At 57.8% G+C, this 14,305-nt stretch carries 13 protein-coding genes; 1 reads left to right on the top strand and 12 read right to left on the bottom strand.

The annotated features are described in order from the left end of the window. Window positions 1-175 precede the first annotated feature (175 nt). Window positions 176-1,093 carry a LysR family transcriptional regulator gene (locus tag QAZ22_RS05955; protein WP_063170390.1) on the top strand — a complete coding sequence of 306 codons (918 nt, stop codon included), beginning with the start codon at window positions 176-178 and terminating at the stop codon, window positions 1,091-1,093. A 48-nt stretch (window positions 1,094-1,141) separates the two neighbouring features. Here the strand turns inward: QAZ22_RS05955 and QAZ22_RS05950 are convergent, their stop codons facing one another. From QAZ22_RS05950 to QAZ22_RS05895, 12 genes are all read right to left on the bottom strand, one after another. Further along, window positions 1,142-1,945, bottom strand: coding sequence for a TIM barrel protein (locus QAZ22_RS05950; protein WP_063169395.1), 804 nt, complete (start codon window positions 1,943-1,945; stop codon window positions 1,142-1,144). Window positions 1,946-2,109: 164 nt separating this feature from the next. Further along, a complete protein-coding gene (locus QAZ22_RS05945) occupies window positions 2,110-3,171 on the bottom strand; it encodes a LacI family DNA-binding transcriptional regulator (RefSeq protein ID WP_051695606.1) in 1,062 nt (353 codons plus the stop codon). Between the two features lie 275 nt (window positions 3,172-3,446). Continuing rightward, the gene (locus QAZ22_RS05940) at window positions 3,447-4,730 is read right to left on the bottom strand and encodes a dicarboxylate/amino acid:cation symporter (RefSeq protein WP_210326678.1); all 1,284 of its coding nucleotides are present in this window, start codon (window positions 4,728-4,730) and stop codon (window positions 3,447-3,449) included. Window positions 4,731-5,122: 392 nt separating this feature from the next. Beyond that, entirely contained in the window at window positions 5,123-5,884 is a 762-nt protein-coding gene (locus QAZ22_RS05935; protein WP_063169397.1) for a sulfotransferase domain-containing protein, read from the bottom strand. A 283-nt stretch (window positions 5,885-6,167) separates the two neighbouring features. Continuing rightward, window positions 6,168-6,956 carry an ABC transporter permease gene (locus tag QAZ22_RS05930; RefSeq protein ID WP_063169398.1) on the bottom strand — a complete coding sequence of 263 codons (789 nt, stop codon included), beginning with the start codon at window positions 6,954-6,956 and terminating at the stop codon, window positions 6,168-6,170. A 3-nt stretch (window positions 6,957-6,959) separates the two neighbouring features. Then, complete coding sequence (nodI, locus tag QAZ22_RS05925) at window positions 6,960-7,874, bottom strand: nodulation factor ABC transporter ATP-binding protein NodI (RefSeq protein WP_024505873.1); 915 nt, start codon at window positions 7,872-7,874, stop codon at window positions 6,960-6,962. A gap of 261 nt (window positions 7,875-8,135) precedes the next feature. Then, window positions 8,136-9,461: a chitooligosaccharide synthase NodC gene (gene nodC / locus QAZ22_RS05920; protein ID WP_063169399.1), complete on the bottom strand. Its 1,326-nt coding sequence runs from the start codon at window positions 9,459-9,461 to the stop codon at window positions 8,136-8,138. A 15-nt stretch (window positions 9,462-9,476) separates the two neighbouring features. Further along, window positions 9,477-10,136 carry a chitooligosaccharide deacetylase NodB gene (gene nodB, locus QAZ22_RS05915; RefSeq protein ID WP_063169400.1) on the bottom strand — a complete coding sequence of 220 codons (660 nt, stop codon included), beginning with the start codon at window positions 10,134-10,136 and terminating at the stop codon, window positions 9,477-9,479. Further along, a complete protein-coding gene (locus QAZ22_RS05910; protein ID WP_063169401.1) occupies window positions 10,133-10,723 on the bottom strand; it encodes a NodA family N-acyltransferase in 591 nt (196 codons plus the stop codon). Before QAZ22_RS05910 ends, nodB begins: the two co-directional genes overlap by 4 nt. An 853-nt stretch (window positions 10,724-11,576) precedes the next feature. Further along, a complete protein-coding gene (locus QAZ22_RS05905) occupies window positions 11,577-12,785 on the bottom strand; it encodes a beta-ketoacyl-[acyl-carrier-protein] synthase family protein (protein WP_063169402.1) in 1,209 nt (402 codons plus the stop codon). Next, window positions 12,786-13,067, bottom strand: coding sequence for an acyl carrier protein (locus QAZ22_RS05900; protein ID WP_029356603.1), 282 nt, complete (start codon window positions 13,065-13,067; stop codon window positions 12,786-12,788). It abuts the gene before it with no gap. Window positions 13,068-13,852: 785 nt separating this feature from the next. Beyond that, a complete protein-coding gene (locus QAZ22_RS05895) occupies window positions 13,853-14,128 on the bottom strand; it encodes a hypothetical protein (protein WP_063169403.1) in 276 nt (91 codons plus the stop codon). Window positions 14,129-14,305 lie beyond the last annotated feature (177 nt).

The following is a 14,305-nucleotide window of genomic DNA, read 5'->3' as shown; positions in this document are numbered from 1 at the left end:
AATCTCTGACCTGCACAGTACGAACGATTGCTCGCTTCGGCAGATCACGCGGCTCATATGTCGGACCTTAACGTCATCCATCATAAACTTTTTGCGACAAAAGATTGCAAGAATGCTAAATTGTTAAAGTCGTTTGTTTCGGTTAAAGGCATCCATCCCATGGATGGCTGATGACATGCGTTTCAAAGGACTTGATCTAAATCTCCTCGTTGTGCTCGACGCACTCCTGACGGAGCGTAATCTCTCGGCGGCGGCACGCAGGATTAACCTGAGTCAGCCCGCCATGAGTGCGGCCGTCGCCCGACTGCGCGATTATTTCCGCGATGAACTGTTTACGATAAGAGGTCGCGAAAGATTTCTAACCCCGCGTGCGGCAGCATTTGCCCCCGCAGTTCGCGACGCTCTCCAGCACATCCAGTGCTCGATTATTTCTTCGGATCCGTTTGACCCAGCTCGAGCCGATCGCCTCTTCAGGATCATTCTTTCCGATTTCGTCACGCTCGTGTTTTTCGAAAAGCTTGTGGAGCGTATTTCACGGGAAGCCCCCGCCGTCAGCTTCGAACTGCTGCCTGTCGACGATAGCCCCGATGAGCTTCTCCGGCGCGGTGACGTCGATTTTCTAATTCTACCGGATATGTTCACGTCGAGTGTGCATTCAAGCGTTGCGCTGTTTGACGAGAAGCTCGTGTGCGTAGGCTGTCCCACAAACAAGCAGCTGCCACAGCAGCTTACATTCGAGAGATACATGTCGATGAGGCACGTCGCGGTCAGGTTCGGGCGTACGATGAAGCCGTCTATCGAGGAATGGTTTTTGCTTGAGCATGGCCTTAAGAGACGTGTCGAGGTCGCCGTGCAGGGCTTCAGCATGATTCCACCTATGGTGTCCGGCACAGCTCGTATAGCGACCATGCCCTTACGGCTGGTCAGGCATTTCGAAAAAACGTTCCCCCTGCGGGTTATCGAACTTCCGCTGCCATTTCCCACATTCACCGAGACCCTCCAATGGCCGGCCCTCCACAATAGCGATCCGGCAAGCATCTGGATGCGGGAGATAATGATACAGGAGGCATCTCGGATGGCTGCCCCGCTGTGAACCCACGGAAAATTCAGGCGCACCTATAGTCACTACTCCTGTCACCATCTACTTTGACGACAATAGCCCTCGCCGGATAAAGTCGATGCTGGCGGCAAGTGCGCCTGCGAGATCGTCCAGAGAATGGACTTCCTCGACCAGCTCGAATGAGAAAGGTCCCGCGTAGCCGCCATCCAGCAGCGCCTGAATCTGGCTGCCATTGTCGGAACCTGCAAGAAAGCGATCGGGGTAAATCCAGAAGGTCGGGTCGTTTACGCTTGAAATGTGCACCAGGCCGGTAAGCTCGCAGAACAGGCATGTCTCCCCGGCCAGGGTGTGGTGGAACGTGTCGTGCACGAGGCGAAAGACGGACTGGCCATCAACCGCGGCAACGGCCTCGGCCGCTTCCTTCTTTGATCGAAGCGAGCAGGTTCGGAAACCCAGCGGCTCGATGAGACCGATCAGACCCCGCGACTGGAGGATTGGCTTGATCTCGTTTAGAGCGAAACGAAGATTGTCCTGGCGCTCGCTATTGGTGGGCCACGAGCTGCGGTTGGCCGGCACCAACACGAGCGTCTCCGCCCCGCACGCCGTCGCATAATCGGCGAGGTTGCTTGCCTCGGCCTGACGCGTTGGAGTCCAGTCGTTGAACCGCTGCAAGGCGTTGACAGAGATGATCGTGACGCCCGCTTCGGTAGCGGCCAACCGAACGTCCGCAGCCGGAATGCCGCGTGCGACAGGATTGCTGAAATGAGGGTAACGGATTTGGACGTCGGTCAGGCCTTGGTCACGGGCAAGCGCGAAAAGCGCACTGACGTCAAGGCGGGGCGCCGCCATGTGATCGAGTGCAAAGCGGGGCGATACCTGGCGCATTGCTTGACTTTCCTTCCATGAAGCGCGGCTGCCATTTCGGCATCCGGCTTCTTTCAAGACGGAACCACGCCGGTTCACAGATCGGACAGAGACGGCCGAGTCAATCGAGCTTTCCTTTCATCGGTGAAAGGAAAATGGGCGCTCATGATAGAAATCCATCAAGGTCAAATATTTTCCGGAAGATAAATGTCGAACGGCAGAAATGTCTGCCCCGGGCTCTCCGCGACGCCGGCTTTGATGGCCCGCTCCATTGCCATTATCAGCTCCTGGCAAAGTCGGCGCATTGGCGTGCCGACCGCCATCGTCAAGATGTCATCCGCAAGCGCCCCACGTGACTGCGGCGTCATTTCACTCACGATCGCGACGAGATCCTGACCGCTCCCCTCTTCTCGGAGCGCGGAAATTGCCCCCTCTATCCCCCCGCCGGCCATATAGAAGCCGACGAGCTCTGGTTCCCGCTGCATAAGATCCAGCAATTTTTCGTAAGTGAGCTGCCGTTCATCAAGGTTCACGAGCGCATCAAGCACCTCGAATTTTGGCGCGTTCTCACGAAAATACGCACGAAAGGCCGTTTCCCGCGTCGCATGCGCCTGGAAGCGATGGCTTCCGACAAACACCGCCACCTTGCCGGGCCGTTTTGCGGCCTTGGAAAACACCCAAGCGGCAGTCCGTCCGACCTTGCTGTTGTTGAGGCCGATGTAGCCCTCGCGCACGCCATCGGCGAAGTCGGATAGCAGCGAAAATACCGGGATACCTTTCGCCTTGAGCTCCTCGACTGATGCTGTGATTTTCGGGTGATCGGCCGCCACCATGGCGATCGCCTGGCAGCGGCTCCCAAGGTCCTTAAGAAGCGGGAGCAGGTCACGCGGCAAATGTGACTGCGCGAACTCGATGATCGGAAGGCCGTGGAAGGATTTAGCCATACTGACCGACTCTTCGATCTTGCGAGCGAAATCTTGGTAGAAATCGTGGGTAGGTTTTCTCAAGATGAAGCCCAGCTTGTAGTGCGGCAGGTGCTGCTGCAAGCGCTGTTTGATGAGACCGGCAGCATGATAGCCGATCGCGTGCGCGGCCGCATGGACCCGCTGGGCGGTCTCCTCTCGCACCGGAAGGCGGACGTTCAGAACCCGATCGACTGTTGCTACGCTGACTCCGGCTTCGCGGGCGAGATCGGCTATTGTGACGCGCTTTCCCCTAGCGATTCTGATCGGCCGGTCCTCCATCATCCGGTGCGCTCCCGCGACGGCTTGGGGCGGCAAGCTGAAATAGTTCCCCCACCCCGCGGATAGCGCATTCGACGAACAGCGCTCCATGCGCACCCAGATGAGTCTCCGTGAACCGTTCGTTTGCTTAGGGGCTTCATGGTGTTGTATTACTCACTGCGTTAGTACTCTATTTCCAGCGCTCTTTGGAGGCTGGCAATTCGACTGTTGTGTCAAGGCCGCTACTTACACGTCGCGCTGTTGCGATCTTGCTTGCGGGGAGCCAGTTTGATGTAACCCTAACCGCGGAAAGCGGTTTCCATCCGTGACTGGTCCAATTCGCCTTCCCAGCGAGCGACAACGAGCGATGCCACCGCATTACCGACTAAATTCGTCAGCGCGCGGCATTCCGACATGAAGCGGTCCACGCCAAGAATTAGAGCCATTCCGGCAACGGGAACACTCGGCACGACAGAGAGAGTAGCGGCCAATGTGATGAAGCCGGCGCCGGTGACGCCTGCCGCACCCTTCGAGGAAAGCATCGCAATTAGCAGCAGGAGGATCTGATCGGCAATTGACAAATCTGTGTTCGTCGCCTGGGCGATGAAGAGGGCGGCGATCGTCATGTAGATATTGGTACCGTCCAGATTGAATGAGTATCCAGTAGGGATGACGAGACTTACGACCGAACGGGCGGCGCCGGCCTTCTCCATCTTCTCCATTAGCGAGGGCAGCGCGGCCTCCGAGGAGGACGTTGCCAGGACAAGCAGCAGCTCGTCCTTGATGTAGCGGACGAGAGAAAAGATCGAGAAGCCGTTGTAGCGGCAGACCGCGCCGAGAACCCCGAACACGAAGAGGAAGGCGGTAAGATAGAACGTCGCGACCAGTATCGCGAGGTTGGCCACCGAACCGATTCCGTATTTGCCGATCGTAAAGGCCATTGCGCCGAAGGCGCCGATGGGTGCAGCCTTCATCAGAATGCCGACGAGCTTAAAAATGGGGGCGGTAAGCGCCTGGAGAAAGGTAACGACCGGCCTGCTCGTCTCTCCGGTCATCGCCAAAGCAATGCCGAACAGGACCGAGAAGAACAGGACTTGCAGGATGTCGCCTTCCGCGAAGGCACTGGCAATCGTTGACGGGATGATGTTCATCAGGAAGCTGGTCACGGACTGCTCGTGAGCCGTGGCCACATAGCCCTTAACGGCTTGGACATCGAGCGAGGCCGGATCGATGTTGAGGCCGGCGCCAGGTTGAACGATATTCGCGACAATCAGTCCGACAACGAGTGCAAGTGTCGAGAAGGTGAGGAAATAAACCATCGCCTTGGCGGCAACTCGGCCGACCTTCTGCAGATCGCTCATGCCGGCAATGCCGGTCGCAATTGTCAGGAAGATGACAGGTGCGATAATCATCTTGACGACTTTGATGAAGGCATCGCCGAGCGGCTTCAGGCTCTGGCCGGTTTCCGGATAGAGGTAGCCAATTGCGGCTCCCAGGACTATGGCGGCAAGCACCTGCACGTAGGTCCGGGCAAAATGGGGCTTGCGGGGCGCTGCGATCGCGCGGGGGACTCTTGGAACCAACACCGTTTCTCTCTCCCTGACCGGATCGGGGTGGGGGCTCCTCCTTCTCCCATGCTGCGCTCCGGTCGAGCGCTGCTGTCATCTCGGAGCAAGCGCCGTGCCAACTGGAGGCCTGTCCCGTCCAGCGAGATTGGTGCGGGTTGCGCACTGGAACCCTCCACCTTTGCCGGAATTTGCACTCAAGGCTCGCCAAAGATCGCGTCTGAAGAAGTGCTTCGCCAGAGAGGGAATTGACCAGGTCGCCTTGCGGCCGTGTCTTTGATGTCTGCCGCAGATCGACTGCCGGCCGATATCTCTGTCGTCTTGGTGACTTTGGTTTGTCAGTTTTGCGACGGAATGCGCGCAAACTGCAGGATATCCTACACGCCCATCAGAGCACGCGGTACAAGCGATTAAGCGTAGGAGCGCATTGAATCTCCGAGGTCAAAAAATCTTGAATAAGGTCCCCGTGCGAAGTGAATCCGCAACTCGTCAAAGTTCTCCACCGTTTGATCCAGCGGTCGCGTTTCCTGGCGCTGCAGGATGGCGTTATCTGATGGCTCAAGCGCTGGAACGCCCAGGAAATCCCAAACCGCTCCCAGGCATTGGGCAGGTTCGTGAAGTAGGCTCTCGTATTCCATTACAAGCAGGTTGGTCGACGTGAAGGAGTCCATAACGCGAGCGTGAAAATCGTCGGCGGCTTTGAAATAAGCCTCACAGTCGGCGATTGACAACCTGACGCTCGGTGGCCGAGCGGTATCGTTGTCCCAGCTGAACTTCAGCCAGTGACCGCTTTCCCTGGCCTGCACAAAGGATCGGAGCGATTCCAATACGTTTCGGCGAACAACAAGGATGACCTTGAGTGCTGGCCAACGAGCCAGTTCCGCAAAGAATGCGGGACGCTCGCGAAACTGAGGTTCATTGATCTTGCATCCAAGATGCGTCACATTCTTGTAGTCGCGCATAGGGCAGCGCACATAGGCAAGCTCAAGAAGCTCGCGATCCGTGCCTAGCAGGCGATCAGTGCTGGGCCAATTGGGATCATATTCGTTTAGCAACTCACCGTTACTCAAAACGGTCGGATGCTCGTTTAGCAATTCTTCTAAATAGTGTGTTCCGGTCCTTGGCATAGCAAGGATCACAAAAGGCTCAAGAGTTGCTTCGTTGTGGGTCATTGCATGTGTATCCAACTAAATAATGGCCGCGACGGTCTGTGGACGCGCACAAGAAGCTTGGCTGCTATCGATTGAACGCTCCGGGTGGGTCCGCGCCTCACCATCCAGCCTGTTCTTCGAGGTGTGGTCGCGAAGCTGGGCGGGTGCCTGCAGCGGCTGGGTGGCGCCCGGCTTCGGCGTTGTACCACTCGCGATTCCTAGCATACGCATGCCTCCGGGCCGCTGTGGGCAGTTTGCATCCGGCATTGCGGACCTCCTTCTGGTTAATGGGTGTAAGCAAGCGTCAACGCATTAGTCGTCGATGAAACAGTCCAGCCGACAGAAAAAAAGGCAATACAGCGAACATGCAAAGTGCGCCTATATGCAGCCCTACATTGTCGCCCAGGCGGCCGAGCATCACCGGACGGATTAGCTCGATAGAATTCGCCAGGGGCGAGAAGGCCGCAATCTGCTGAAACACTCCTGGCAATTGGCCGACTGGAAAAACCGCGCCCGAAAGGAACAGCATGGGTGTGATGACAAGCGTCTGATAGAAAATAAAATAGTGATAACTGGGCGCGAGCGCGATGACGAGCATGGCCAGGCTCGCAAAGGCGAATCCGGTGAGAGCGACGACCGGTAGCACGTAGAGAACCGACGTCCACGCGGCATAACCTAGCGCGGCCGCAACAATCGCAATTGTCGTACCGGCCAGAAAAGCCTTTGTGGCTGCCCAGGTCAATTCACCGAGAACGATGTCGCCGAGGGTAAGTTGTGTGTGCAGGATTGCTTCCCAAGTGCCCTGATCGCGCATTCGACCGAAAACCGCGTAAATTGTTTCGAAGGTTGATGCTGTCATCGCGCTCGTCGCAACCATGCCGGCTGCCAGAAAGGCGATGTAGGATGCACCTTCGATGCGGCCTACCAACAGTCCAAGGCCAGTGCCGAGCCCGAAAAGGTAAATCATCGGATCAGCAAGGGTGCCGAGCATTGAAGCAAATGCCACCTTCTTCCATGCCAGATGATTGCGGCGCCACACCGCCATCCAGTTCCAGGCGTTGGCGGGTAGAGCGGCCGCAAAACGTTCACCCATTGCTCACTTCTCCATCTCACGTCCGGTTAACCGCAAGAAAACGTCCTCCAGACTGGGTGGACGCTCTAGAATACGCAGACCCGCTCGACCGCGAAGCTGGATGCGCACATCCTCCGGCTCAGGCGCATAGCAAAAGAGCGTCTCGCCGCTTACCTCGACACGCTGAACGTACGGTCTGATCAGCGAAATCAGCTCCTGTGGATTACCGCCGAAGATCTCGATCACGTTGCACCCAATGTACTCGTCGATCAGCGCATGAGGACTGCCCTCGGCGATCTTGCGTCCCCGCTCGAGAACACACAGCCGATCACAAAGCCGCTCAGCCTCTTCCATGAAATGGGTGGTCAAAATGATCGTTTTTCCGCTCGCCAGCAGGAAACGAAGTCGCTCCCAGATCAGATGGCGGGCATGCGGGTCGAGGCCGGTCGTGGGCTCATCCATCACAAGCAACTGGGGGTCGTTGATCAGAGCACGTGCCAGCGTCAGGCGCCGCTTCATCCCGCCGGATAGCAGGCCGACACGTGAATCCGCCTTGCTCTCAAGGCGAGCGAACTCGAGCAGCCGTGGGATGACGGCGTTGATCTCTCTTGTACTCATGCCGAAGTAGCGCCCGAACACCAACAGGTTCTCACGTACCGTAAATTCCAGGTCGAGATTGTCGAACTGCGGGACCACGCCTATGCCCTTGCGGGCCAAGCGGCTGCGTGCCGGCACTGGTAGACCGAGGACTGTTATATCACCCGCGTCAGGCCGGGTCATACCGAGGAGCATACGCGCAATCGTGCTCTTGCCTGCGCCGTTAGGCCCCAGCAGACCGAAGCACTCTCCCGATGCAACGGTGAAGGACAGCCCGTCCACAACGAGCTTGTTTCCGAATAATTTGGTTACGCCGGTAAGGTCGATTGCTACATTGGACATGCGTCTATCTCAAGCGGAATGAGTCCGATTGGCCACCGGCAGCTTACTTGCGAATTCTGGTTCAGAGCAGGCCACCGCCTTGAGATGACACCTTTGGAAAGTCGCGGCCGGAGCGACGTGTGTATCGCTTCCGCCAAAGAATAACGTCAAGATGCCACGTGTCGCTTCCACATAGTCCCCGTTCTGACCATAGGTAACTCGACAAGCTTCACCCCGTGTCGACTGACACAACTTACTCGGTCACTCGGCGCTGCAAGGCCGTCAGACTTCACTAGCTGTGAGCGAAAGATCTGCAGTATGAAGTGACTCCGCAATTCCAGAATTGCCCGCAGCATTTGCTCCGCCAAGCGGCATCGCGCTTGTGATTTCCTTTGTGCTGCTGTTGGGCAGGGGAACACTTTTACGCGACAGCCAATCGCTATTGCTCAATGTACACAGGGCGTAAGCCTTCAAGGGGATCAACAGGAATATCCTGATTAACGCGTGCATTGAATAGCCGATGAATCGAAGCTGCCGAGTGCGGAAAGATAACACCGTAGATCTGATTATGGTCATCGTGACAATAGCCAGCACCGTCCACCAATTTACTGTATGTGAAAATAGTAACTCACCGAGCGCCGTTACTACCGCGATGCCGAGCAACAATGGGCCGAGATTCTCTCCCATCACATCCAAAGTTAGATAGCGATCCAGGCCACGCAGTAGACCTCGCGCAAGCATCGTGTCCCGGAAAGTGCTTCGTGCCCAGCGGAGTTGTTGGCGCAAATAAGGTCCCATCTTGTCCGGAACGACTGTCGCCGCGACGGCACCTGGAACGTACTCGGTTCGAAAGCCTGCTTTCAGCATGAGGATCGTAAGATGACGGTCTTCACCGAAGTCGCTTGGTTTCCCCCTGAACAGCTGCGTCTCGTATTGATCCAGCAGAGAAAGGAGACAAGACCGGCGGTACATTGCACATGGGCCGCAGCAGCACATGACCGCACCAAAGCGACCTTGCGCCGCGCGCTCCTCATTGCAAGCCAGCCAGTATTCCATATCGATCAATCGGGTCAACCAAGTGTCGCTGCGGTTGTATGCCGTCAGCTGGCCCATGGCCGCTCCGACCATGGAATCCCGCATTTTTACTGCAAGCTTCGTGATGACGTCGGACGCAAGTGTCGTGTCAGAGTCGACGCTGAGCACGAAATCTCCAGATGAGCGGCGGATGGCGGCGATCTGCGCCTTGCGTTTGCCAACATTTTCGCGGAGCAGAATGAAATTGAATCTCGGGTCGCCCTCGTAGGCGTGATGTACCGGGATGACGGCATTACGATTTCCAGAACCGTCGTCAACCAGATAGACCTGAAATGTTCCGGAGTAATCTTGATTTGCAATGGAAGCTAAACACGCCGCGAGTGTGCGCGGGTCCTCATTGTAGCAGGGGATAATGACATCCACGCTCGGCCAACGGTCGGATCCGAACAAGCTTTCCGACGGCGGCGTAACATTTTCCGGTTGGGAGTAGACCGCTTGCATGCCTCTGTAAACAGTCGAGAGCACCGCATAAGACGAAACGGCAACAGTACTGGCTGTGGTGAGAAGGTCCATAGGATCTCTGTTTGTTCAGGGATGTTGAGGAAGTGATCGGATTACAAATCCGCGGCCGTGCAATTCTGGAATTAGGCGTGACAACGCTGTCACCGTCTGGTCGCGCAGACTGGCTTGATTGCCTGGTTGCAATTCGTCGGGAGCGCACCCGTCGTGCAACAGCACGATTGCGCCCGGCCGGATATCGGCGAGCACTCTGTCGACGATGGCGTCAACGCCGGGGCGAGACCAGTCGCGTGGATCAATGGACCAATGGACGGGCGCCAATGCCTCACCCGCTAATGCAGCGATTACTTCTTCGGTCCAGATGCCATAGGGTGCACGAAAGTACCGAACCATGGCCTGCGGGCAAGCCATCCCTATGACTCTGTTTGCCTCAACTATCTGGCAGTCGACTTCGACGGACCCGCATTTAGCTAGGTCCGGATGAGTCATCGTGTGGTTGGCTATACCGTGGCCGTCTGTAATAATTCGGCGAACGAGTTCCGGCTCGTCGGCCGCGTAGGCCCCAACAACGAAGAAGGTCGCCGGCACCTGATGTTGCGCCAGCACATTGAGTATCTGCGGTGTGAAAAATGAATTGGGACCGTCGTCAAACGTCAGATAGACGCTGCGCTCTGCAATGCGATCGGCATTGTCACTCTGCCCTTCGCATATGTAGTCCAGAGGCTTCATAGTTCCGGACCGTTCCGGTCGATCAGGGTACCAGACGGCCACTCGTCCATCGAGCGTCCGATCGGCGAAACCAACACGAGTACGTCTTCCAGGCGCGTGGGCGGCAGGTCGGGATGCACATCTGGACGGGTCGACCGTACGCGAACGCCCGACACAATGTTCGCGAGGCCGGCTCTGCAGAATCTTTCGACATGGTTTCGCAGCGCGTGCCGAACCGTGCCGAAAGCGAATGGAACACCCAACTGATGGAGCACTGGGTACGCCACGCGCATCGAAAAACCGATTCCGAGCCCTTCAAGATCCGGACGAACCGCGTACAGGCCCAATTCAGCGACGATCAAGTCGACCTCGCCAACTTTGATGAAGCGCCGCAGCATGCCGATGTGAGCCGCTACCCCATGCGCGTCGTAGCCGATTGCGCGGAATTCCGGCCTCGCGCCGGCCCAACTGCGGCCGCCTTCGAATGGCTCCGCGTTGAAGGCGCCAGTCCGTCCATAGGTCTTTCGAAAAAAGTCGGAGAGTTCGACATGGTCGGCCAGTTGCAGCTCATTTTCCCAGCACAACTTCCACTCGACATTCGGACGCATGGAAGACCTCACCTTGTAGCTGTCTGGTTGAGATAAATGTCCAAGCATTGATTAAATAATTGGCGTCGCGCCAACGGGGCGTAACTTGTGGGGACCGCCGAAAGACCAAGCCGCAATGCAGATGCGACTGACTTTGTACGCCCCGCACACCAGATGATGCTCCTCAGATCCAACGCAACCATCGGAACTACCTATCTTTCCAACTTGAAGCGCTTCTATGGGACCTGCAGCAAAAACGGTAAAATCCTTTGTTTAGATGAAAGGTATCCACGCTTTGGATAACTGGGCGAATGCGTTCCATATGGCTGGTCAATTATCGTCGTCACGCTCGAGGCACTTCTGACGAAGCGCAAAGCTCACGCCCGCGGCACGCGCGGCCGTTGCCGGGCCGCGCGATTATCTCCGTAAGAGCCGAGTGGAGCTCAGACACGACGATTGATCAGAATCTGATTCGCGGGTTCAGTATCTCTTTCGTGTATCCAGCTCTGGGCTGTCCTTTGGCGGGAGTTAGGTTCGCCCAGGTTCTGAGCCTGGGGCGTTGGCCCGTTCGCCGCGCAGGCTCCTTCGCACATCGTCGAGGCCGAGAAAGAGGGGCCACACAGCTCCCCCTGTACTTTCCACCACCCGACACCAGCGCTCACCCAGGGCGCCGGCCTTGCTCACCTCAACGGATAGCGCACTCGCGCCGCTTCACGATTAAAAGAATTCTACAAGCAAGATGCCTGTTTGATCGAGAGACGTCCGCTGCCAATTCCCGCATCGCAGAGGCAGCCAATAGCGCTCGCTTTACATAGTGGTCCGGCAAGCAGCTAGATACGACAGGTGACCTCAAATGAGGCGTCTTGCATGGCTTCTACACCTGCCTGAATGCCAGAACTGCGTTCGTACCGCCCATGGCGAAGGCGTTGCTCATGGCGACGCGCACCTTGCGCTCCCGCGGCACATTGGGTGTGATGTCGAGGTCGCAAGCGGGATCTGGCTCGCGATAGTTGGCGGTCGGCGGCACGACGTCCTCTTGGATTGCCATCACGCAGGCGATCATTTCAAGCGCGCTCGCTGCGCCGAGGCAATGCGCGTGCGTGGACTTGGTGGAAGAGATGGACATCGAATAAGCGTGGTTTCCAAACACACGCTTGATCGCCGCCGTTTCAGTCTGATCATTGCTCTTGGTACCGGTGCCGTGCGCGTTGAGGTAGTCGACGTCCTCGGCATTCAGCCCGGCATCGGCAAGGCAGGCGCGCATCGCCGACGCTGGCCCCTCGACAGATGGCGCGGCAATGTGGAAGGCATCGGCGGAAAGGCCGACGCCGGCGATCTCGGCAAGAATTGTGGCACCACGCCTCGTGGCATGCTCGTAGCTTTCCAGCACGGCCATGCCCGCACCCTCGCCCAGCACCAGGCCCTTCCTATCGGCGGAGAAGGGCCGGCAGGTATCGGGTGAAAGCACGCGCATTGCTTCCCATGCTTTCAGCACGCCCCATGCGAAGGGTGCGTCGCTGCCCCCGGAAACCATTACGTCGGCCCGGCCCAGCTTGATCTGGTCCACCGCCGAGGCGATCGCATGGTTGGCCGAGGCACATGCGGAGGTCACCCCGAAGACCGGCCCGCGCAAGCCGAGGCTCAAGCTAAGATGGACGGAAGCGGCGCTGGGCATCACCTTTACTCCAGTGAAGAGTTCAGCACGGATTGCGCTACCCAAAAGCAGTGAGCGGTAAGTTTGTTCTGTTGCGTACGAACCGGTAAATCCGACGCCCACTGTCGCGCCGAAGCGATGGGCATTCCCCTCGTCGCAGGAAAGTCCGGCCTGCCGCATGGCTTCGCGCGCTGCAAGCACGGCGAGCAAGCTGAAGCGGTCCATGGAGATGAGATGCCCCCGGTTGATGTCGTGCTGGGGCAGCGCCTTGATCTCAGCGCCGGTCATGCCCTCCAGGTCATGAAGCTCGGAATTGGCGATCGGGCCGATGGCGGAGCGGCCTTCGCGCATCTCTTTCCACATAGAGGCGGCCTCGGTGCCCAGTCCGCACAGGCCGCCCACTCCGGTGATAACGACGCGCCTGTCCATTCAAGCCTCCTTCGCAAGCAAGCCGCGGACGGCTTCCACGACGTCGCCGACATTCTTGAGATTGGACCAGGCATCGGCCGTGTTCATGTCGATCTTGATGCCGTAGGCCTGCTCCACATCCCAGAGGACGTCCGCCAAACCCAGCGAATCGAACCCGAGCGCGTCCAGTTCCGTGGCGATTGTTATCTCGCCGACGAATGACGCAGGCATTCCCTCACCGCTCTCCGACTCGGCGCGTTTCTTGATCAGGGCAATGACGTCCGTTGCGAATTGATCGGCCATTCTGTTTCCTGTCTTTCTTTCCCGCGTTTCGACCTGGACGCGGCTCAGTTCCTGAGGCGCGCCGCGTCGCGAAAGCCATCACGCTTGGGCAACTGACAAAACCCAATGCTCATAAAGCCGGATCAGGTCCGGCCGGTGTGTGGCGTAGGTGCAGTATGACGATGTGAGCCGCTACACGTGCGCGTCTCCCGGTCTGTCCATAGGCTCGGAAGAAGTCGGACAGTTTGACATGGCCGGTCAGTTGCAACTCCCTTTCCCAGCACTCCACTGCCCGGTAGAGCGCATGAAAAATCTCCTTTCGGGCGGTTTCTTAAGACGCTCGCCACGCCATGAGGCAGTGGGGGCATCGGTGTCCATCAGGTGCTTCTGCCCATGCAGGATTCCAGAACATTGATGAAATCGTTTGTTTCGATGAAAGGCATCCACACTTTGGATGGTTGACCACGCTTTTCAAAGATCGTGAACTACATCTCCTCGTTGTGCTCGACGCACTCCGGACAAGTAACCTCATGGGCGCGGCATGCAGGATTAACCGAGCCCAGCCGGTCATGAGTGCGGCCTTGCCGGGTCGGGCGATAGGCAGTCATGCCCTGCCCTTCCTGCGGGTCAAGCACTCCGAAAAAACATTTCCCCCATAAATGCTAGATCTTCCGTTGCCTTTTCGCGTCACAGGCCGTCAAACGCCCGGCCGTTCACAACAGTGATCCGGCAAGTGTTTGGCTGCGCGAGACGATGCTGCAGGGAGTCGTCCTGCATGGCACTTCGCTATGATGCTGCGGTGCCGTCTAACGGCGCCTCGTGCTTGAACGCACTGAACGGCCACCGCGATCAAAATCGATGGTTCGAGGACCGTTGATCATCACCCCGCCAGCCTCGATCTTGTTTGCCGCCACGAGAGCGACACAGAGACTGCTGGTGAAGATGCCCGCCTGCCCGCTATGTTCCGGATGGTTGACCATCCCGGATGGACCCATCGAGGGTGTCAAGGCGAGCATGAGCACAGGCGCGAACAGTTCACGGGCAGGCGCGACGGTGGCCGCAAAGCAACGTCGCGCCAGCATGCGATCTCAGCAGGATCGGCACCATCCTGTCAGGGAGCAATGCGAGTGGCTGGCTTAGCCGCTGCGACGCTGCCCGGCATCGCGTTCAATTGATCTGGCGCCTTAAATGCAGGAAGGCTTCGCGGCCGGTACGAGGCGCATCCCTCCTCCGAAGCAGCACGCCCAAGTATCATCACA

Origin of the sequence: Mesorhizobium sp. WSM4906, assembly GCF_029674625.1 — a bacterium.
Classification (GTDB): domain Bacteria; phylum Pseudomonadota; class Alphaproteobacteria; order Rhizobiales; family Rhizobiaceae; genus Mesorhizobium.
Note: the sequence above shows the minus strand (reverse complement) of the source record. Positions and strands in the feature narration are given on the sequence as shown.